This is a genomic window from Legionella antarctica (assembly GCF_011764505.1).
GTDB classification, from domain to species: Bacteria; Pseudomonadota; Gammaproteobacteria; order Legionellales; family Legionellaceae; genus Legionella; species Legionella antarctica.
This window is the reverse complement of sequence record NZ_AP022839.1, coordinates 1000002-1020632: the sequence shown is the minus strand read 5'-3', so window position 1 is coordinate 1020632 and position 20631 is coordinate 1000002. Positions and strand designations below refer to the sequence as shown.

Genomic DNA, 20631 nt, shown 5'->3' with positions numbered 1-20631 from the left:
AGACTTTGAAACAATAGAAACTCTGTATTTCAAAAAAAACGTGCATCCTCCAAGAAGTGGGTATTCCTGCCCATCGTGATCAGTCATTATCGCCCTACCGTGATCAGTGATTATCGCTTGATCGTGATCACCGATTATCGCCTGATCGTGATCACTTTTCCCAAAAAACAGGAATAGGTGATCACGATGCCACCACTCCATATGGGGCGTGGCTTTTGCAAGCATTAGCACCGGTTATACTAGTTAGTTTAATCGGAGAGTAAAAATGTCAGCAAAAGGAACATCTATGCGTAAATTGATTCAGATACTGCGTCTTCATTTTGAGTTAAAATTAAGCAGGCGCCAAATAGCAAACAGTCTTAGTGTATCGGTTGGTGTGGTTATCAAATACATCAATCGAGCCCTGGATAAAAATCTTTCATGGCCTCTTCCTGAGGGGATGGACGAGCCAGCTTTACTTGAAATTTTAAAGCCGAAAGCCGCTCATGCCAGCCTAAACAAGGCGCTAGACTTAATAGATTTCGCAAAAACTCACCAAGAATTAAGCCGAAAAGGCGTCACATTACAGTTGCTTTGGGATGAACATCAATCAGAACAAGAAGGCGCTTTAAGCTATTCTCGTTATTGTTACCACTATCGTGCTTATAAGCAAAGCCTAAAACGCTCGTTGCGTCAGACACATAAGGCGGGAGATAAGGTTTTTATTGATTACAGCGGTGTTACGTTCAGTATTATTGATCCTGAAACAAATGACATCAGGGCTGCTGAAATTTTCGTAGGTGTTTTGGGTGCCTCTAAGTATACGTTTGCTGAAGCCACATGGTCTCAGCAACTTCCTGACTTTTTGGGTTCTCAACGCCGGATGTTTGAGTTTTTTGGCGGTGTTCCAGCACTTGTTGTGCCAGATAATCTCCGTTCAGCCATCAGTAAATCATGTCGATATGAGCCTGATACGAATCCAACATACGCACACTTCATTGAGCATTATGGCACAGCTGTACTTCCAGCAAGGCCTTATCGTCCTCAAGACAAAGCATCTGTTGAATCAGGTGTTCAAGTTGCTCAACGTTGGATATTAGCCCGATTACGACATCAAACCTTTGTGGGTCTTAATGAACTCAATGCAGAGATTGCACGGCTATTAACCATAATGAACCAAAAACCATTTCAAAAACTACCTGGATGTCGCGAGTCAGTCTTCATGGAAATGGACAAACCTGTATTAAAACCGTTACCAGCAGATGCCTATTATTACAGGCAGTACAAAGCGTCTCGCGCAGGTATTGATTACCATGTTGTGCTTCAAGGGCATTATTACAGCGTGCCTCATAGGTACTGCGGCCAGCTCATTGATTTATGGTTTAACCAGCATACGGTTGAATGTTATTTTGAAGGAGAGCGCATAGCGATGCATCTGTATTCAAGCATACCAGGTAAACAATCCACGATTTCTCATCACATGCCCAAGAGGCACCGCATACACACCGAGCAATCAAAAGAGAGATATTTACGGTGGGCGAGCGAGATAGGTGCTTGCACACACATGGTCGTAAAAAGAATATTTGATGAAAAACCTCACCCCGAACAGGCTTACCGTTCCTGCCTTGGTATTTTGAAACTAGCGAAACGCTATGGAGAAATCCGTTTAGAGCAAGCCTGCTCCTATGGTGTACACCAGGGGGCATACAGCCGTAAAAGCGTGTTATCCATTCTAGAAAATAACCTTGACCAAGGAGCAAAAATTCATGCATCACGTGACGTGAACCTACATGGATTAACGCATGACAACATTAGGGGCTCTCAGTATTACCACTGAGTCTGTATCAACAATTTTTAATTAAAAAACAAGGAAAAAAATGAACAATGAATCCGTATTAGAACAAATGAGACAACTAAAAATGACGGGCATGCAGGAGGGCTTTCGTGAACAACAAAGCCAACCCAAACACGCCGACTTAAGCTTTGAAGAGAGGTTAAGTCTCTTGTTGGACCGCGAAATACTACGCAGAGACAATAATCGTGTGCAGAGTTTACAGCGGCGAGCAAAACTCAGGCAATCTGCAGCCATTGAAGATGTTTGTTATAAAAATAAGAGGGGTTTGGAAAAGGCAAAAGTGATGGCTCTTGCTAAATGTGACTTTGTTCGTCACCATCAAAATTTACTTATAACCGGACCTACCGGCTGCGGGAAAACATATCTTTCATGCGCTATCGGAAACCAAGCTTGCCGTCTAGGTTATAAAGTTCGCTATTTATTGTTAACGCGATTTTTAGAAGAAATGAGCATCTCACATGCCGATGGAAGCTATGCCAAGTTAATGACGCAATTACACAAGGATGATGTACTGATTCTTGATGACTTTGGATTAACAGCAATCAATGCAGCACAACGCCACGACTTGTTTAATCTTATTGAAGATCGGTATCAGCTAAAATCGACCATTATTACAAGCCAGTTTCCTGTGGCTAAATGGCATGAGTATTTAGGTGAGCCAACCATCGCCGATGCCATACTCGATCGCATCTCTGAAAATGCACATCGAATAGAACTCAACGGAGAGTCCATGAGAAAAAAAGAAATTGCTTCATCGTGATCACTTTGTAATAATCTCACCGCTTGTAAAAACAGCGCAGTAATAGGTGATCACGCTAGGCGATAATCGGTGATCACGTTCGCAGGAATACCCAAGAAGTCTTGAGTGGATGCTTGATGAGTATTTATATTCTTTGCCTATCACACATCAACACCAAAATAAAATTTTGTATCAAGCTGAAGTAATTAAACAGACGCTTATAAATTATGACGCTCCTCGTATAGCCATACTCGGTTGCGGTAGTGGAATTGACTTAAGTTTAGTAGAGGACATGATTTTAAAGTCAAACGCAGTAATTTATATCAATGATCAAGATAAAGATGTGTCAATCAGCATCCAATTTTGACCCTCAAACCGCATCCAAAATTGACCCTCAAAAACATATCACATTGATTATTTACTTTACTGTTTTAGCTTCGATTTTTAAAGCGATAACTTTCATTTCCAGTCTCAACAATAGAGCAATGATGAGTCAATCTGTCCAGCATGGCTGCGGTCATTTTTGTATCACAAAACACCTTTGGCCATTCACCAAAATTTAAGTTTGTTGTAATGATTAATGATGTTTTTTCATATAATTTGCTAACTAAATGAAACAACAGAGCTCCGCCCGCTTCAGAAAATGGTAAATATCCAAGCTCATCCAGGACAATAGCATCAAAATTTTGCAGGCGATTAGCTAGCCGTCCTGTATTAACTTGTTTTTTTTCTTGTTCTAATTTGTTGACCAGATCAACAACATTATAAAAACAAGCCCGCTTTCCTTGCTTAATTAAATTAGTTGCTATAGCAATAGCTAAGTGCGTTTTACCAGAGCCCGTGCCACCCACAAAAATAATATTGCGCCCAGCATCAACAAAGCTCCCTGCGTGCAATAAACTTATTTCTTCTTCATTAACAGGATGTTGCGTAAAATCAAATTGGCTTAAATTACGATTGACCGGGAATTTTGCGACACTCAGTTGATAATTAATAGCACGCGTTTTGCGTGTTATTTGTTCTGCTTCTAATAGCATAGATAACCACTCATAATGAGTTAGTTTCACCAAAGGCTTCGACTCTTCATAGGCTAGCAACCTATCTAACATGCCTTGTAATTTTAATATCTTAAGCAACTCAGATAATTTAGTGAATGGCATGATTTGCTCCCGTTAAGAGTAAATTATATTTATGACAATTACTTGTGGGTTCTTCCTTTAAGATTAATCCAGCGGGCATTGTCGTTGCTTGAGGAAGTGCTGTAGGCCGTAATCGATGCAACGCATTAAGAATATAATCACGGCTAACCACCTGCTCTGTTAGCGCTAATTCACAGGCTACACTCACCGCCTCAATGCCATGCTCACTCATTGCCAACAGCACCTCAACGCATTCTCTGTCACCACCACGGCGCTTCATGAGAATGCTTTTGATTTTTAAAATGGCTGGTGGTAATTGCCAGTCTTTGAATGGAGCACCATTGCGTAATGCCCCTGGCTTGCGCTCCAGTAAAGGTAAATAATGCCATGGATTAAACAGTGTTTTATTGCGGCCAAAGGTGCGTTGGTGGCAACCGATGGACTCATTACCTGAAAATACCTCTATAGTTAATGCGTATATCCTGAGCGTCACCATCTGGTTGGCATAGGCACAATCAACGCTATAACGATTTCTATCGCAATGAATCAAGCAGGTTGAATGTACTAGAGTTGAAACTTCTTTATACCCATCAAATGGATGATTTAACGCTCTAAAATGAGTTCTTTCTTCTTGAAATACAGCGTCAACAGTTAGTTCTTGTTGTTCTGGGTGATGCCTTTTCTCGGCCAATAATTGGCATTGCTGCTGAAGATGTTCATTTAATAACGACAAGGTTTCATATTTAAGACGTGGTTTAAATACCCAGTCACGTACATTATCAACTTGATTTTCAATCTGCCCCTTTTCCCATCCGGCTGCGGGATTGCAGGCTGTAGGTTCAATTAAGTAATGATCCATTAATGCCAAAAATCGCCGGTTAAAAGCACGCTCCTTACCCTTGAAAACACTATCTACCGCCGTTTTCATGTTGTCATAAATACCTCTTAGCGTTAAGCCACCAAAAAATTTGAAGGCTAAATTATGCGCATCAAATAACATTTCTTGAGTTTCTCGAGGATATGCTACAAGAAAAAATTTACGGCTGTAGCTTAAACGAAATTGAGCTACTTTGATTTTTTGAACAACGCCTGCAAGCTCTACAGTTTCTTCACTCCAATCAAACTGATAGGCCTCTCCGGGATGATAGTATTGTGGAATATAGGCTTTTAATGACTCTCGACTCGTACAGCGCCATACTTTAACAAAACGCTGGACACTATCATAAGAACCGCAATAGCCACTTTCTTTTAGTTGAGTGTAGTACTTCATTGCACTACGGCGTTCCTTTTTCGATAACTTGTGGTCGTTGTTCAACCATGATACCAACGTCTCTTTGAAGATATTCAGTGCAGGTAGTGGTTGAATGGAGCGTTGATAATTTTTCCCAGACTTTTCTGCTCGGATTACCCGTCTAACTGTATTACGCGATAATCCTGTTGTGCGAACAATTTCCGCAATAGTTAATTTTTGCACATGAAACATGCGCCTAATTTTTGCTTCTGTTTCCATGATCAACATCCTCTAATTCCCTCTAGATTATTAAAATCTAGAGTACACGTTTTACTCGATTTTAGAGGGTCAAAATTGGATGCTGATTTACCCTAAAAGGGGGTCATTTTTGCATGCTGATTTACATAAAGATGCTATCGATTTTACTCTAAACCGCTGTTCTAAAATTTCTAACAAATTAATTCCGTTGAACATGGATATTGTGCGTGCTGTTAAACTCTTGTCAAGTAAAGATCCACTACACCTGGTTGTAACCGGTGGAGTTTTTGATTACATAAGTAATAGAATTATTGCGTTCATTATAAAAAATTGCTACGAGAAATTAGTTACCGGCGGTAAGTTTGTTTTTACCAATATTGCCGAACCAAATCCATACCGATTGGGTATGGAGCTTGTGTTCAATTGGAGGTTAATAATGAGAAGCAAAGAGCTTCTAGAAAGCTTCTGCAATGTTATTGATTTACCAAAAGAATCAATGTCTATAAAACTGGATGATTCAGGATTAACCTACATAGTCGATTTAATTAAAAAACCGAAATGAAATTGAATTTATCATCTGACGCATAATCAATTTTAAGGGGGCATATTTTTAAGCTCTTGACAGACAATCTGGTTGGTTCTAACGATTAGTTTATACATTAATGGTAATGTGATTTAGTTGAGTTTTATATTTAACAATTCGAGCTTTGATTAATCTAAGTACTTAATTTTAAATGGTAAAATAAGAGTGATGCAGGGAATCGAAATCCCGACAAGCTTATTAATTGAGGATAAATCGACAAATATCCTATAAGGTTGTGATTGTGTATTTAGGCTGAAGATACGGTTATGGAAAATAAAGGGCTACTCATCTAAAATACAGCGCTCATAAACCTTATCAATTAAAGCCTTATGACGAGGTTTAATGATGAGAGAGAGCTGCATCGATGCTATTTTATTCTGCAGCAGGCGAGTTGCTGTATCGATTCATCGCACCCTTATCTTTGAGGTCAAAACGATCAGCATTCATTACCTTTACCCAGGCCTTAACGAAATCATTTATGAATATTTCTTTGGCATCATGGGTTGCGTAAAATTCAGCAACAGCCCTTAACTCGGAATTGGCGCCAAAAATAAGATCCACTGAAGTCGCTTTCCACTTTAATTGTCCTGACTTCCGATCAAAACCGTCGTAGACTCCATCTTCATCTTTGGATTTTTGCCACTCTGTTGACATGTCTAGCAGATTGATAAAAAAATCATTGCTTAATGTATCCGGTTTATCAGTAAAGACACCATACTTATTTTTCGCGGAATTGGCATTTAGTACCCGCATCCCTCCAACTAGAACTGTCATTTCCGGAACACTTAAGTTCAACAAACTTGCTTTGCTAATCAGCATTTCAGGTGGTGATTTTTGATTATTTTTATCAAAGTAGTTACGAAAACCATCCGCAGCCGGTTTAAGTACTTCAAAAGAAATTACGTCTGTCATCTCTTGTGACGCGTCAGTGCGTCCAGGCATAAAAGGAACTTTAATGGTGTAGCCTGATTTTTGAGCGGCCTGTTCAATTACAGCGTTGCCTCCAAGGACGATCAAATCGGCGAGTGATATTTTTTTACCCCTTGTCTGAGTTTTATTAAAATCATCTTGAATTCCTTCGAGAGTTTTTAAAACCTTAGCTAACTCCGCTGGATCATTAACCACCCAGTTTTTCTGAGGGTCAAGTCGAATCCTCGCTCCATTTGCACCACCACGCATGTCAGTACCACGGAATGTAGATGCGGAAGCCCAGGCTGTTTTTAGAAGTTCAGCAGTGGTCAGTCCTGAATTAAGGATTTGTTTTTTAAGTAGGTCAGTATCCTTTTCATCAACTAACTTATAATCAACTTCTGGAACAGGATCTTGCCAAATCATCGTTTCCTTGGGTACTAATGGACCGAGGTAACGTGACTTTGGCCCCATATCACGGTGAATCAACTTAAACCAGGCCTTTGCAAATGCTTCATCGAATTCAGCGGGATTTTCGAGGAATCGTTTAGCGATTTTGCTGTAAACAGGATCAAATTTAAGAGCCAGATCCGTTGTTAGCATCATTGGAGCATGACGTTTGTTTGGGTCAAAAGCATCAGGTACCATATTTGAAGCACTTGTATTGTCTGGAGTCCACTGGGTAGCCCCTGCAGGACTTTTTGTTTGGATCCAATTATACGCGAAGAGATTTTCCAGGTAATTATGGCTCCATTTTGTGGGTGATACAGTCCAGGCTCCTTCCAAACCACTTGTAATAGTGTCTTTACCTTTACCCGTGCCGTAGCTGCTTTTCCAGCCAAAACCCTGTTGCTCAATGTCGGCACCTGCAGGTGCTGGTCCCAGGTTTTGGGTGGATGCAGCACCATGAACTTTACCGAATGCATGTCCTCCTGCGATCAGTGCAACAGTTTCTTCATCATTCATTGCCATACGTCCAAAAGTTTCGCGAATGTCTTTAGCTGCTGCAAGAGGATCAGGCACACCGTTTGGCCCTTCTGGATTAACGTAAATCAAACCCATAACTGAAGCCGCGAGAGGTTTTTTAAGTGTTCCGTCCGGAGCATGGCGATCACTCTCCAACCACTTTCCTTCTGAGCCCCAGTCTATGTTAACAGCTTCCCATGCATCTTCACGACCACCAGCAAACCCCAGGGTTTTGAAGCCCATGGATTCCATGGCGACATTTCCAGCAAGAACCAGTAAATCAGACCATGAGATTTTGTTGCCATACTTTTGTTTGATTGGCCACAATAAACGTCGAGCTTTATCGAGGTTTGCATTGTCTGGCCAGCTGTTTTGCGGGACTAATCGTTGAAAACCACCATTGGCTCCACCTCGGCCATCAAAAATCCTGTAAGTTCCCGCTGAGTGCCATGACATACGAATAAATAGAGGGCCATAATTGCCAAAGTCAGCAGGCCACCACTCCTGAGAGGTCGTCATTAACTTTCTGAGATCTTCAATAACTGCTTTCAGATCAAGACTGTTGAATGCTTCAGCATAGTTAAATTGTTTTCCCATTGGATTAGAAGTGGCATTAGGCTGGCGAAGAGGGCTAAGATCCAGTATTTTTGGCCACCAATACTGATTTGTTTTAGATGAATCTTCTGCGTGCAAAGATTGTGACAAACACAGAGGCGATAGATATAAAGTAATGACTGAAATAAATGATATAATCCGTTTAAGCATAAGTAAAATTCCCTTTTCAATCATGGTCGTAACTATAAATCATTTATATTGAAATTTTAAGTGAATAACAAGAATTTAATTTTAATCACAAGTCTTAAATTTTTTTATTGCACCGCAAAAAATTCAGATCGTTCAAGCCGGGTGATTGCTTATCACACCTAACCACTTAGGATCTTCAATGGGGGGATTACCACACTTACCATTTTTTTATATATGCGCATTGGCTCTAGTACAACGTTTCACTGATTCTGTCCTGTTATGGCAAGGTGTGCTAACCTTCCGCGTTCTTGAGGCGCATTGGAAAGCAGCACACATGGAAAAGTATATCGTAAAATTAACATTAGAAGAACGAGAAGAATTGTTGATTTTGATTCGAGTTGGGAAAAAAGCGGCAAATAAATTAATGCATGCGCGAGTGTTATTGTCTGCAGATGCAAATGATACAAAATTAAAACAAAAAACGGATGAAGAAATAGCTACTGAAATGCATGTGAGTAGTAAAACGGTTGCTCGGATACGCCAACGATTTGTTGAGGAAGGTATGGAATCAGCACTATCACGTAGGCCACATGCCAATCCAAAATCTCGTAAAATTGACGGCGAACAAGAGGCTCATTTGGTTGCATTATGCTGCTCAACACCACCAGAGGGTAGGATGATATGGGTCCGCATGTCTGGAACAAAATTAAGGAAAAATAAGAGCTATTCATCCATCATTTATAGTTAAAAATTCACTCAAATTAACCTATTTAAACCTACTCAATACCGTATGAATAGTGATTGCTACTACGAATTGTCTTAGGTCATTTTACCACAACTCTATCAGAATGACTTATCCACAAGTCCACAGGTCAGGAGAGCTTCACTTTCTCGTATAGGCCTGTGGGCCTTGTGGGTAAGTCATGACGCTCTCATTTAGGGTTTATGGTCTTTTCCGGCCATAATACACCTCTGCGGGCGTTAAATAATTAAAGGACTGGTGAAGCCTTCGGTTATTATAATACTCAAAATACTCCGTTAAGGCCAGCTCAACCTCTTCAATTGTATCAAAATCATACCGGTAGATTTTTTCTTGCTTAACACTACGCCACAATCGCTCGATAAATATATTATCTAAATAACGTCCTCGCCCATCCATGCTGATAGAAATGTGGTGAGATTTTAGCGTATTTATCCAATCTTTTGAGGTAAATTGAGAACCCTGATCCGTGTTAAAGATCTCACAACGCGAATGCAGCAAAGCGTTTCTAAGCGCCTCAATACAAAATTCAGCCTCCATAGTAGGTGAAATAGCCCATCCAATCACATAACGACTATACCAGTCCATAATAGCTACTAAATACACATGCTTTCCTTTCATGCGGATGTAGGTGATATCTGCGGCCCAAACCTGATTTGGTTTGGTGATATCCACCTCTTTTAATAAATAAGGGAACACCTCATGCTCCTTATTGGGAACGCTTGTATTTGGCTTTGGGTAAACAGTCGATAACCCCATCATTTCCATCAACTTTTTTACTCGACGTTTACCAACAGGATAGCCTACTTCTTTTGACAGCCATCTTGCCCGCTTAATTTTACCTTCACATGGATACTGCAGATAGTGCTCATCAAGTAGCGCCATAAGCGCTTCATCTTCGACAGAAATGGGCTTGGCACTATAATAATAACTTGAAACAGGCAAGTCTAATAGCAAGCATTGTTCACGAATGGTGAGCTCGGCAAGAGGATCAATCATGACGCGCTTTTCATCCAGACTAAAGTTCATGCTTTTTTTTTAGCCAAGATAGCTGCGCTTGAAGTCGACCAATTTCTTGATATAATGCCTCAACAAGCTGCTCTTGGGACTTGGCTTCTTTTTCATTAGCCCCAGAGAATAAATCGTTAATGGCTTTGATGGCCGATTGCTTCCAAGTTTTTACCTGCGTTGCGTGAACACCGTATTCACTGGTAATTTGCGCTTGTGTGAGTTTCCCCTCAATCGCAGCTAGCGTTATTTTTGCCTTCTTGGCCGCCGTATAATAAGCTCGCTTTTTAGACATTTTATTCTCCTCTTTGTATTAAGAAGAATAGCTCTTAAAAAACCTTTTTTTGTGTCCAGAAAACCGCGCCTATATTAGGAGTCGGTGGACGCTAAAATTGTTAGCACATAAATTAGTGGCGTTGGAAATTATTGACAGTGTTTCACCTTCAACAATTTGTAGGGTTTTAAAAAAAACGAAATAAAGCCATGGCAAAAGAGAGAATGGTGTATCCCTGAGGCTAATGCTGAATTTGTTTGTAAAATGGAAGATGTTTTGGATATTTATAAACGACCCTATGATTCAAAACGTCCCGTTGTTTGTATGGATGAAACAAGTAAACAGTTGATCAAAGAAACAAGAACACCAATTCCAGCAAGCCCAGGTGAGAGTTTACGTTATGATGCAGAATATGAAAGAAATGGTACGTGTAATATTTTTTTAAGTTGTGAGCCTTTAAAGGGAAAACGAACAACAAAGGTAACGGAGCAGCGTAAAAAAATTGACTGGGCGCACTTTATCAGAGAGTTGCTCGATACCCATTACTCCTCAGCGGATATCATTATATTGATCATGGATAATTTGAACACTCATGCTGGTTCATCCTTATATGAAGCTTTTGAGCCGGTGGAAGCCAAAAGAATTTTGGATAAACTTGAAATTCATTATACGCCAAAGCATGGAAGCTGGTTAAATATGGCTGAGATTGAACTAAGCCATTTAAGCAGGCAATGTCTTGATCGACGGATTCCTGATAAAGAGACCTTTGTTCGTGAAATATCCGAATGGAACCAGCCGATAGTGTCGCTAAGCTCGTGATTGATTTTAGCCATCCATGGCTGAAATCGACTCGCAAACGCGACAAGTATGCCTCCGGCGGCCCTGGCCGTCCTGTGTCCGCTTGTTTTTTCACCCCATTCGGGGTTCAAAAACAACGCTACCCCAATGACTGACGCCTTTTCGGATGCCTTATATTTTGCCTGCGGCAAAACATCCGGCTCTAAGGCTACCAGGGACTACCAGCCTCGCTCGTTCCTCGCTTCCTTGGCTGGCAGCGAAAGAAACGCAGAGGAAGCAACAATTGATTGGCAATTTACAACTGCGGATGCCAGAATTAAATTAAAAAAGCTGTATCCTGTCCTTAATGCAACAGGACAGAATCAGTGAAACGTTGTACTAGTGGACAGCTCAAAAAATGTAGCCTGTATGAAGAGCAGCGAAATATGGATTCAATAATGAAGCTTCTCGAAATTTACTCAATCCGCAAGGATTATAGACTGCAGTTTTGTAGTTTGTGCCAAAGCGAGCAAAAAGCACCTGCAACCCTACATTAATCATTGCAGGCAGTACACTGCCTGCCAGAGGACTCTCAGGTGAACCTGCTCTTTCCCAAATCTATCCAGGAATTTCTTGAGGCTAAATCAGAGTTTTTTGAACCATCAATAGTGAAAATTGCACAGTCTTATGGTCGCTGATTAAAAACTGGGGATTGCGAGTCCACAGTTTGTTTGATGTATTGATCCGCTTGCTTAACAATCGTGCTGAGTTCTGTACTGTGAATACCCGTATTTAAATACTTGGCCAGATCGGATTTATTTAATCCCATGTTACGAACCAAGACTGCGTCACGCTGTGCCTGAATGTCTTTAAAAACTGATTCAATGGGCTCATTTTTCTGAAGTCGGTTGAGTAATTGTTCCGAGAGGAGATGGTTTACCTGTCTGTTTGTTGCGCGTGAATTTTTAAAAAATAAAAAGCCATGGGTATAAACACCATGATAGCTAGAAATTCTATTTATATAGTGTTCCAGTTTTTCAATTAATTCATGGCGAAATTGACCTTCAGTTTTTATGATCTTTTTTGCCGGACTAAATAAGTTTAAGACCCATCCAAGTACTAATCTTAGCTTTGCTTTTTCGGGGTCTACATACATCCTGACTATAGGGCCAAGCTCTGAATTTACAGTTTCTTTTTGTTTGTTGAGTTGTTCTTTATTAAGATTAAAAAAAATAAATGTATTAAAACAATTTTTAATGTTAGAGCAATGTTCAGATCGTTCAACACGATCTCGAGTAACGAGCAACTCGTTTATGCCCATACTGACGCAATAAGGAAAACTCCCAAAAGCCCCATCACTACCAAACATGATAGGCGCATTCGTTTTTATAGCCATAAAGATTAAAAATAAAGGATCCCTGGCTGGATCAACTTCTAAATCTTTAGGATAGACGCGTTGAAGTTTTAATTCCTTATTTTCCTTCCAAGTCCAGATACGATAAGCTTTTCCAAGTTGTTCCAGGCTTTGAATGGTTTGAGTCTGAAATAATTCATGTTCAAACTCTACATAAGGTATAATAATATCAAGACATTTTGTCTGTTGCTCCTCAATGTCTGCTGAAATTAAATGAAACATTTTATAGATTCCAACGAATTTATTTTAATTATATACCATGCTGTAGTAATATAGGCGCGGTTTTCTGGACACAAAAAAAGGTTTTTTAAGAGCTATTCTTCTTAATACAAAGAGGAGAATAAAATGTCTAAAAAGCGAGCTTATTATACGGCGGCCAAGAAGGCAAAAATAACGCTAGCTGCGATTGAGGGGAAACTCACACAAGCGCAAATTACCAGTGAATACGGTGTTCACGCAACGCAGGTAAAAACTTGGAAGCAATCGGCCATCAAAGCCATTAACGATTTATTCTCTGGGGCTAATGAAAAAGAAGCCAAGTCCCAAGAGCAGCTTGTTGAGGCATTATATCAAGAAATTGGTCGACTTCAAGCGCAGCTATCTTGGCTAAAAAAAAAGCATGAACTTTAGTCTGGATGAAAAGCGCGTCATGATTGATCCTCTTGCCGAGCTCACCATTCGTGAACAATGCTTGCTATTAGACTTGCCTGTTTCAAGTTATTATTATAGTGCCAAGCCCATTTCTGTCGAAGATGAAGCGCTTATGGCGCTACTTGATGAGCACTATCTGCAGTATCCATGTGAAGGTAAAATTAAGCGGGCAAGATGGCTGTCAAAAGAAGTAGGCTATCCTGTTGGTAAACGTCGAGTAAAAAAGTTGATGGAAATGATGGGGTTATCGACTGTTTACCCAAAGCCAAATACAAGCGTTCCCAATAAGGAGCATGAGGTGTTCCCTTATTTATTAAAAGAGGTGGATATCACCAAACCAAATCAGGTTTGGGCCGCAGATATCACCTACATCCGCATGAAAGGAAAGCATGTGTATTTAGTAGCTATTATGGACTGGTATAGTCGTTATGTGATTGGATGGGCTATTTCACCTACTATGGAGGCTGAATTTTGTATTGAGGCGCTTAGAAACGCTTTGCTGCATTCGCGTTGTGAGATCTTTAACACGGATCAGGGTTCTCAATTTACCTCAAAAGATTGGATAAATACGCTAAAATCTCACCACATTTCTATCAGCATGGATGGGCGAGGACGTTATTTAGATAATATATTTATCGAGCGATTGTGGCGTAGTGTTAAGCAAGAAAAAATCTACCGGTATGATTTTGATACAATTGAAGAGGTTGAGCTGGCCTTAACGGAGTATTTTGAGTATTATAATAACCGAAGGCTTCACCAGTCCTTTAATTATTTAACGCCCGCAGAGGTGTATTATGGCCGGAAAAGACCATAAACCCTAAATGAGAGCGTCATGACTTACCCACAAGGCCCACAGGCCTATACGAGAAAGTGAAGCTCTCCTGACCTGTGGACTTGTGGATAAGTCATTCTGATAGAGTTGTGGTAAAATGACCTAAGACAATTCGTAGTAGCAATCACTATTCATACGGTATTGAGTAGGTTTAAATAGGTTAATTTGAGTGAATTTTTAACTATAAATGATGGATGAATAGCTCTTATTTTTCCTTAATTTTGTTCCAGACATGCGGACCCATATCAGTAGAAATCATGGCCTTTTTCCTGAACCTTTAGAAAATCTTCTGAAAGTTTTATTGAGGAGAGGTGTTATAAAAGAGTATCTTTAGTACAACGTCCAGGGATCAATTCGAATTGTTCCATTTTACTTAAGTATGGAAGGGAATGCAGATGTCTGAATTGTAAAACCCGTTTGTGTTTTACTTCTTTAGAATTGTTGCTACAATCATTTGCTTGGTTTATCGATGTCCTGGCATCAAGAAAAATTTAAGACAGATAGACTTCGCAACATATCATCTTGAAATAAGGATATTTAAATGAAAAAAATGACAATTCCGCTTCTGCTTGTTAGTTCAGTTTCTCTTGCCGGAACAATGGGTGAGATGCAAGCTCAACCCGAATATAGTTTGTTTGTTGGTGGTGCTTTGGGAATTGGTGCTTATAGCGGAGACTACAAAGCTACAAGCCCTTTAAGTAATGGTAGTTTAGATATTCATGGCTCAAAACCATCTGGAAATTCATTTTTAGGAGGAGGTCTTTTAGGTATTCAAAAATACTTCTCCAACGACCTGTATGCAGCTCTTGTTGGCAATTTTTTGTACAATAGTTATGATACCCAGATTCGATTATCTACATCTGCAACGACAGGCGTCACGACCATGGATGTTAATTTAAAAAACGATTTTCAATATGGTCTTAGTGTTCGTTTAGGTAAACGATTTGGAACAGCGACACCTTACTTTTTGGCCGGAGTTGAAGCTGCCAAATGGGATATGTCGCTTACAAATGATTCCAGTACTTCTGGCCGTGGTATTTTAGCCAATAGCAGCAGTACTTTTGGACAAACCAGGGCTGGATTCCAAGGTGGTTTTGGCACTTTAATAAGTTTGAATGAAAATTTAAACTTTGGTATGGAATATGCGCATACCTGGTTTGGAAATATATCAAATTATGGTAATTTCCCAGGCCAAAACTACACACATAAAGCCAAAATAGAGCAGGATCAAGTTTTGTTTTCACTAAATTATTTGTTTAATGTATAACTTCGCGACTCTATGTTGGTTTAGTAAGAGATGCCCTGATGACCTTATTTGAAAACTTGATATATGTCTCGCAACCTTTTCTTGTGACGTATTGAAACCTCTTGAGTCATCAGGGTTCCCATGAACAGTATTTATTAGCTTTGTTACTTTTGTACTATTTAAGTATGTATCGAGATTCTTTGCGAAGCTCCTGAATTTAGTGTGGGACGTACTATAATAGACTAAGAGGCAACTAATGGGATTATCCCGTGCATTCTCAATACGATAAAATTGTTTACATCAATCTGGCTCAAGATCAAGTAACAGCTGTTATTGATACCCTCACGATCCATGAAAAGGCCGTTGAACTCATAAAAATACCTGAAGGAATAAACCTTGGTGACATGCAAGATGAAAGTCAATTTCCTGAAAATATCACTAATTATTCGAAAATATATTTCTCAGCCCATGGACGAGAAGGACTTGATCATTGCGTGCTAGATAAGCGTACAGGAGAGGCACACATATATGAGTTAGATGAAGTAGCTGCCTATTTTGGGAGAATATTGAAAAGTCATGTGTTTAAAAATCCTGATACGAAACCTCGCCTGACTTTGGTGATGAGCGTCTGTGAAGGAGTAGGTCTTGCCAGAAATTTACAAAACGAATTATTTAAAAAATACGGATTATATATCGATGTGGTTGCCAATAAAAATGTTGTAGGCGAACAGTATATGAGAACTAAAAAAAATACGAACCCAACGCACAGGACTACTGCAAAAGGCCTGGGCAGAGATCATCTGCGACTACATGATAAGGTGTTATTAACTATTGATAAGTATGGGACCCAGAAGGAAATTGACGCATATGAATTAAAATGGATAGATAATGTACTTAATACCATTCATAAACAAGTGGCCGGCTTTAGGAAGTGGGCTGATTTTAGCAAACCTGAAAATATTCAAATTTTAAAGGGACTTACGAATTTATGTACTGATATTGATGCAATTATTGTCACATTTGTTGAAGAAGATATTAGTCTTACGGCGAATAATTTACTGGCATTATTACGTATTTGTGGAAAAACAACCGCGGATTCTTATTACAAGGACGCGATGAAATATAAGTCATTAACGATGACTATCCCAAGTCTTATTCAACAAGGAGTAAAAAGCATAAACTATAACCAAAATATGCAAAATATGTTCACAGAACTGGATCAGATCGAATTACAAAAGAATGCTGCTGTTCGAGGAGAAGTTGCTCAAAATATCCTTAAGCTAAAAAAGGCTGATATATCGACACTACTCTTAGAAGTATCAGAAAATGGCATGGAAGGCGTATTGTCTAAAATAGAAAAAGCCTAAGACAGTCTATTAGCGACAGAAATTTAAATAATAAATAAATTGACAGGCCTATTCCAATAAGAAATTAGACGGAAATTGGATTGTACTGCAACGAAACCAAGTAAGTACCAAAACTCCTTTCTTACAGAAACTTCGATTTCGTATACTTAATCGATTTCTGCTGAGTTATAGCTTAGGCGAATGGGTTTTCAGAAGCTCTTTTAAAACAGGTTCACCTTCACTTAAATTATCTCCCTGGCTTGTTGACTCGCGTTCATTTTCTACTGATCCAGATACTTGATTTTTAATAATTTTTTTTGATGTTTCTATAAAAGACCATTTTTTCTGGCGGGTCAAGGCCTTTGAGTCTGGCGGTGGGTTTTTTACCATAGTATTCACTCCTTTAAAAATTCATTATAGCACTTATTGTTATACTTCATTTCAATATAGAATACTTAAAACGGATAGTTTAAGGAGTTGTAAATCCCCTATCGTTTGCGTTTTCTTCCACTTGATTTCCTGGTGTCATCGTCTGGCCTATTTCTGCTTTAGCTACAATAGCAAGAGTGAAACCCTGTTGTATCATTGGGTGAAAATACAATTCAGTTTGTCGCACCGGCTTGTCCAGATAGAGCTCCTCTTCTGTTTTTGCTTTGGGATTAATATTTTCTTTTTTAATCCAGTTTTGCATGGCCACATCGTCATACACAATAATCTCTTTTTTTTGCATATCAATTGACGCAAACATACTTAACATTCTGGATGGACTATTATTATCATACATGGCTACGCTAATATTTCCTTTACCAATTAACTCTTCTTGAGTTAAAGATTTAATCAATTCCCCAGGCACTGCTTGATGTGATCCTAAAAGCCCTTCAGTATGTTCATATCTGGTTGTTTTCTCTCCGCGAGCAAAAGCCCTTTCAATAGCAGAAGCTGCATCAGTTGATACGGCGGTAATAATTAACTCGTCATATCGTTGATTTGCCTCTTTGAGCTCATCGGCTTTCAGTTTTGTTTGATCATGTAAAAAATGGGGGTAAAAGCCAGACTTTTTCCCTTGTTGTTCAATAATTTTCATTATTCTTTCTTTAATTAGCAATGATTCCTCATAGGTAAACTGGGAATATTTCATTGGATCTTTTTGTGGCTGTAAAAGGAAGGGTTTGAGTCTATCCGCATTATGATGAACAAGCTCATTCCAATTGATTGCTACTGGGCGACGCTCTTTTAGAGAGTCTGATATATTTTGAAGACAGGTTCCTTTTCCGGAAGCGACTCCTCCTGTGGTGAAAATTCCTACCCCATTTTTTTTGCTAACAGGGTCTAATTTTTCCAATTTTCCAGCATCACATAAAACATCTATTTCTTCTTTGATAACATTACCAATAAGTTCTTGGGCTCGTTGCGTGTAAATTAGAGCCATTCCTCTTTGTTCGCAAACCGCCTGTAGCAGTTGTGCATTATTTTTCCAAGGTTCGTTTTCTGCAAGCTGTTGATAAAAGCCTGTGAGTTGGAGAATTTCCTTTGGCGAAAATGTGATTTCCTCTAGTCCCTTATTTTCAATTAAAGTACCAAAAAAACCGGAAATCTCATTTTTTGTTTCTGAATACAACTTCTCACAACGACCCTCAAGAAGCTCTTGTTTAGAATCTCTGCTCAGGACCGCCTGAACCTGGGTGAAAGCGTAACCAAAAGAGTCTGTTTCATCGTCAACCGTCCTATCAAGTTTTATAGTTGCCTGGAGTTGCGCGAGAATTTCGTGTTCAATCAATCTATCAGGTTCAAGACAAACCAAATTTCTTACAAATTCTTTAGGGAAAGCTACAATGCATTCGTGTAAAAGAGATAAGCTCGCTTCAAGATCATCAGTTAATAAATGGGATAAAATAGTGAAATCCGCTGGTTTAAGTTGTTCTTGATGTTTGATTTTTTCTTTCAAATCTATTGTAGCTACAAAAAACTGCGGTTGAAATGTCATTCAAGTCTCTATTTTTGTCTTATTGTAAAAAAATAGATCAATTTTCTGGGTTTGTCAAAATAAAATAGGGTGACCAAACCACCAAACTTAAACCATTTATATTATACACTCTTCTTCAACTCCTCATTTTTATTAACTAGTTGTATAAAGACATGACATTGTCTTATAATGGGGCATATTAGTCGCTGTTTGTTACATGTTGATTTAAACGTGGGCATTAAATGGGGGTGTATGAGTTTTCCAAAATATTATGTTACTTATTGTGTCATGGATGCTGATGCAGGTGCTAATCCATTTGGCCACTCTTGTTTGATTTTTTCCCAGCAAGAGAATGATACTTCTATTGAAGTAGTAGACAGCGTCGGATTTTACAGTCAACCCAGTACAACGACAAATCCATTTTTGAAAGGTTTAAAACACGTTCTTGGTTTTAATGTTGATCTGCAAGACGGACATGGGATTCTTAAGCAAGAAGCTATGCGTAATCTTGATGGAGATGGATTACGTGGTATTAGCTTTGCAGTCACTCCAGAGCAATTTGCACAAACACTTCAAGATTATCATCAAATGATGAAAACCCAGGAAGACGTGATTAGCGAGCTTAATTTGGAGTTGACCCTTAAAGGGATAGAGCCTAATGGCCATACTCGCTATATTGCAGAGAAAGCAAAGGCTGCAGCCGAAGGAAGAATGCCTCGATTAAAACCGTTCCATTTTACTATGAAACTTACAATGAATGGGTTGGATAGTAGTGATTCTTATACTTGTAAAGATAATTCTTTAGAAGTATTAACCCGAAATCACATTATCCCTGAGAAAATAAGAAATCAGCTTATAAGCAATAGAGCGACAACGGCATTTCCACGTTTTTCTTCACTTTCATTACCTCCAATACGTTTAATCAGTACTGGTGAGCCCCAAAAAACCATTTCCAGAAGTACAGGCAATGTCTATTTTAACCGGGAGTGGGGCACTAATTCTTTATTTTGGGGATCTTCCATCCAGGTCACTGAACAAGAAGCTTTGGATGAGAAAAGAACAGATGATACTTATGATTTGGTAGCAGAGGTAATGCATCGCATTCGAGATATGGAATATTTACTACGGCACAGAATAGAAGAAGTTGAGGTGGAACCAGAGCTAAAAGAAGAACATTTATCTCAATTGAATGTACAGCTCAAACGAGTACAAAATCTCCGCTATCTCTTTGCGTATAAGAATGAAAATCAAACTTATGGTTCTTTTAATGGGCAGTTATTAAAGGCAGATCAGGTGCTTAACGCGGCCCACATATCGATGAACCCAGATAAAATTAATTATTCTTTCCTGCTCAAAGCGTATGAAAGTATTCTATTTCATGATGCAATGATGGGGTTGTTGGTCATGGCAATTTCAGCCTCTGCAGCCCTGTTTTTGGCTAGTCCCCTAGGTGTGGGACTCTTTATGGTAAGTACCGGATTTACAGCACTTAAACTTTATGGATTTTATAAAGAAGAAGTTAAATTCGCTCAAGCCTGTAAAGATTATGCAATGCAAGATCCTAATGAGGAATTCCCGTTTGTTCCATCAGTTGATCCAGCATAAGGGCTTCAGTTTTAAAATAGAAACTAAATTCTTATGAAAGTGGTAGATGATGTCATTGATGCGGTTATTGTTGCTATTCAGCCGTTAAATAAAGAGGAACTTTTTTTACATCAACTGATGGATGATAGTATTGGAATTACCACTCATTCGATCAGATCATCAACACATAATAAAGTCTCTAAATCAGAACTGTTTACAGTGTTCGATATGAAGAGTGATCCTCTTAAAGCCCTCGGAATTATTGTACAAATGACTGATCGATCTGGGGAGTTAAGTCTATCCCAGCTAGAACCCGAAACTTTTGAAAAAATAAAGCCTTTGTTTCAACTTGCAGATATTTATCCAGAAGCTG

The 20631-nt window shown here is 39.1% G+C and carries 20 protein-coding genes; 12 read left to right on the top strand and 8 right to left on the bottom strand.

What is annotated here, in order from left to right:
* Window positions 1–265 precede the first annotated feature (265 nt).
* The 3 genes from istA (HRS36_RS04950) (at window position 266) to HRS36_RS04940 (ending at window position 2940) form a co-directional block, all read left to right on the top strand.
* Window positions 266–1816, top strand: coding sequence for an IS21 family transposase (istA, locus tag HRS36_RS04950; protein ID WP_173236263.1), 1551 nt, complete (start codon window positions 266–268; stop codon window positions 1814–1816).
* A gap of 40 nt (window positions 1817–1856) precedes the next feature.
* A complete protein-coding gene (gene istB, locus HRS36_RS04945; RefSeq protein ID WP_173236264.1) occupies window positions 1857–2594 on the top strand; it encodes an IS21-like element helper ATPase IstB in 738 nt (245 codons plus the stop codon).
* Window positions 2595–2703: 109 nt separating this feature from the next.
* Window positions 2704–2940: a hypothetical protein gene (locus tag HRS36_RS04940; RefSeq protein ID WP_173236459.1), complete on the top strand. Its 237-nt coding sequence runs from the start codon at window positions 2704–2706 to the stop codon at window positions 2938–2940.
* A gap of 64 nt (window positions 2941–3004) precedes the next feature.
* Here the strand turns inward: HRS36_RS04940 and istB (HRS36_RS04935) are convergent, their stop codons facing one another.
* The gene (istB, locus tag HRS36_RS04935) at window positions 3005–3733 is read right to left on the bottom strand and encodes an IS21-like element helper ATPase IstB (protein WP_173235816.1); all 729 of its coding nucleotides are present in this window, start codon (window positions 3731–3733) and stop codon (window positions 3005–3007) included.
* Entirely contained in the window at window positions 3720–5231 is a 1512-nt protein-coding gene (istA, locus tag HRS36_RS04930) for an IS21 family transposase (protein ID WP_197933184.1), read from the bottom strand. Before istA (HRS36_RS04930) ends, istB (HRS36_RS04935) begins: the two co-directional genes overlap by 14 nt.
* Window positions 5232–5331: 100 nt before the next feature.
* Between istA (HRS36_RS04930) and HRS36_RS04925 the strand changes: the two genes are divergently transcribed.
* A complete protein-coding gene (locus HRS36_RS04925; RefSeq protein ID WP_173236458.1) occupies window positions 5332–5763 on the top strand; it encodes a hypothetical protein in 432 nt (143 codons plus the stop codon).
* Window positions 5764–6156: 393 nt separating this feature from the next.
* On the opposite strand, the gene katG is transcribed toward HRS36_RS04925, so the two are convergent.
* Window positions 6157–8424 (bottom strand): catalase/peroxidase HPI, encoded by a 2268-nt coding sequence (gene katG / locus HRS36_RS04920; RefSeq protein ID WP_173236457.1) that lies wholly within the window; start codon window positions 8422–8424, stop codon window positions 6157–6159.
* 313 nt (window positions 8425–8737) lie between these two features.
* Between katG and HRS36_RS04915 the strand changes: the two genes are divergently transcribed.
* A complete protein-coding gene (locus HRS36_RS04915) occupies window positions 8738–9151 on the top strand; it encodes a helix-turn-helix domain-containing protein (protein ID WP_173236456.1) in 414 nt (137 codons plus the stop codon).
* 195 nt (window positions 9152–9346) lie between these two features.
* Here HRS36_RS04915 and HRS36_RS04910 read toward each other — a convergent pair whose 3' ends face one another.
* Window positions 9347–10192 carry an IS3 family transposase gene (locus HRS36_RS04910; protein ID WP_173235473.1) on the bottom strand — a complete coding sequence of 282 codons (846 nt, stop codon included), beginning with the start codon at window positions 10190–10192 and terminating at the stop codon, window positions 9347–9349.
* Window positions 10182–10466, bottom strand: a complete 285-nt coding sequence (locus HRS36_RS04905) for a transposase (RefSeq protein WP_173235475.1) — start codon at window positions 10464–10466, stop codon at window positions 10182–10184. Before HRS36_RS04905 ends, HRS36_RS04910 begins: the two co-directional genes overlap by 11 nt.
* Before the next feature lie 180 nt (window positions 10467–10646).
* Between HRS36_RS04905 and HRS36_RS04900 the strand changes: the two genes are divergently transcribed.
* Complete coding sequence (locus HRS36_RS04900) at window positions 10647–11264, top strand: IS630 family transposase (RefSeq protein WP_173238459.1); 618 nt, start codon at window positions 10647–10649, stop codon at window positions 11262–11264.
* Window positions 11265–11390: 126 nt separating this feature from the next.
* The gene (locus HRS36_RS04895) at window positions 11391–11612 is read left to right on the top strand and encodes a hypothetical protein (protein ID WP_173236455.1); all 222 of its coding nucleotides are present in this window, start codon (window positions 11391–11393) and stop codon (window positions 11610–11612) included.
* A 295-nt stretch (window positions 11613–11907) separates the two neighbouring features.
* Here HRS36_RS04895 and HRS36_RS04890 read toward each other — a convergent pair whose 3' ends face one another.
* Complete coding sequence (locus HRS36_RS04890; RefSeq protein ID WP_173236454.1) at window positions 11908–12858, bottom strand: hypothetical protein; 951 nt, start codon at window positions 12856–12858, stop codon at window positions 11908–11910.
* A 123-nt stretch (window positions 12859–12981) separates the two neighbouring features.
* Here HRS36_RS04890 and HRS36_RS04885 point away from each other — a divergent pair, with 123 nt between their 5' ends.
* From HRS36_RS04885 to HRS36_RS04870, 4 genes are all read left to right on the top strand, one after another.
* Window positions 12982–13266 (top strand): transposase, encoded by a 285-nt coding sequence (locus tag HRS36_RS04885; protein WP_173235475.1) that lies wholly within the window; start codon window positions 12982–12984, stop codon window positions 13264–13266.
* A complete protein-coding gene (locus HRS36_RS04880) occupies window positions 13256–14101 on the top strand; it encodes an IS3 family transposase (RefSeq protein ID WP_173235473.1) in 846 nt (281 codons plus the stop codon). Before HRS36_RS04885 ends, HRS36_RS04880 begins: the two co-directional genes overlap by 11 nt.
* A gap of 559 nt (window positions 14102–14660) precedes the next feature.
* Complete coding sequence (locus HRS36_RS04875) at window positions 14661–15386, top strand: outer membrane protein (protein ID WP_173236453.1); 726 nt, start codon at window positions 14661–14663, stop codon at window positions 15384–15386.
* 248 nt (window positions 15387–15634) lie between these two features.
* Window positions 15635–16732 carry a hypothetical protein gene (locus HRS36_RS04870; RefSeq protein WP_173236452.1) on the top strand — a complete coding sequence of 366 codons (1098 nt, stop codon included), beginning with the start codon at window positions 15635–15637 and terminating at the stop codon, window positions 16730–16732.
* Window positions 16733–16897: 165 nt separating this feature from the next.
* Here HRS36_RS04870 and HRS36_RS04865 read toward each other — a convergent pair whose 3' ends face one another.
* Both HRS36_RS04865 and HRS36_RS04860 read right to left on the bottom strand, forming a co-directional pair.
* Complete coding sequence (locus HRS36_RS04865) at window positions 16898–17101, bottom strand: hypothetical protein (RefSeq protein WP_173236451.1); 204 nt, start codon at window positions 17099–17101, stop codon at window positions 16898–16900.
* 79 nt (window positions 17102–17180) lie between these two features.
* A complete protein-coding gene (locus tag HRS36_RS04860; RefSeq protein ID WP_197933212.1) occupies window positions 17181–18695 on the bottom strand; it encodes a hypothetical protein in 1515 nt (504 codons plus the stop codon).
* Window positions 18696–18926: 231 nt separating this feature from the next.
* Between HRS36_RS04860 and HRS36_RS04855 the strand changes: the two genes are divergently transcribed.
* The gene (locus HRS36_RS04855; protein WP_173236450.1) at window positions 18927–20279 is read left to right on the top strand and encodes a hypothetical protein; all 1353 of its coding nucleotides are present in this window, start codon (window positions 18927–18929) and stop codon (window positions 20277–20279) included.
* Window positions 20280–20631 lie beyond the last annotated feature (352 nt).

Coding starts and splice junctions, on each gene's coding strand:
- HRS36_RS04905 (WP_173235475.1), bottom strand. CDS start 10,466: ATGTCTAAAAAGCGAGCTTATTATACGGCGGCCAAGAAGGCAAAAATA.
- HRS36_RS04875 (WP_173236453.1), top strand. CDS start 14,661: ATGAAAAAAATGACAATTCCGCTTCTGCTTGTTAGTTCAGTTTCTCTT.
- HRS36_RS04890 (WP_173236454.1), bottom strand. CDS start 12,858: ATGTTTCATTTAATTTCAGCAGACATTGAGGAGCAACAGACAAAATGT.
- istA (WP_197933184.1), bottom strand. CDS start 5,231: ATGTTGATCATGGAAACAGAAGCAAAAATTAGGCGCATGTTTCATGTG.
- istB (WP_173236264.1), top strand. CDS start 1,857: ATGAACAATGAATCCGTATTAGAACAAATGAGACAACTAAAAATGACG.
- istA (WP_173236263.1), top strand. CDS start 266: ATGTCAGCAAAAGGAACATCTATGCGTAAATTGATTCAGATACTGCGT.
- istB (WP_173235816.1), bottom strand. CDS start 3,733: ATGCCATTCACTAAATTATCTGAGTTGCTTAAGATATTAAAATTACAA.
- HRS36_RS04895 (WP_173236455.1), top strand. CDS start 11,391: ATGACTGACGCCTTTTCGGATGCCTTATATTTTGCCTGCGGCAAAACA.
- katG (WP_173236457.1), bottom strand. CDS start 8,424: ATGCTTAAACGGATTATATCATTTATTTCAGTCATTACTTTATATCTA.
- HRS36_RS04910 (WP_173235473.1), bottom strand. CDS start 10,192: ATGAACTTTAGTCTGGATGAAAAGCGCGTCATGATTGATCCTCTTGCC.
- HRS36_RS04940 (WP_173236459.1), top strand. CDS start 2,704: ATGCTTGATGAGTATTTATATTCTTTGCCTATCACACATCAACACCAA.
- HRS36_RS04880 (WP_173235473.1), top strand. CDS start 13,256: ATGAACTTTAGTCTGGATGAAAAGCGCGTCATGATTGATCCTCTTGCC.
- HRS36_RS04915 (WP_173236456.1), top strand. CDS start 8,738: ATGGAAAAGTATATCGTAAAATTAACATTAGAAGAACGAGAAGAATTG.
- HRS36_RS04885 (WP_173235475.1), top strand. CDS start 12,982: ATGTCTAAAAAGCGAGCTTATTATACGGCGGCCAAGAAGGCAAAAATA.
- HRS36_RS04865 (WP_173236451.1), bottom strand. CDS start 17,101: ATGGTAAAAAACCCACCGCCAGACTCAAAGGCCTTGACCCGCCAGAAA.
- HRS36_RS04855 (WP_173236450.1), top strand. CDS start 18,927: ATGAGTTTTCCAAAATATTATGTTACTTATTGTGTCATGGATGCTGAT.
- HRS36_RS04860 (WP_197933212.1), bottom strand. CDS start 18,695: ATGACATTTCAACCGCAGTTTTTTGTAGCTACAATAGATTTGAAAGAA.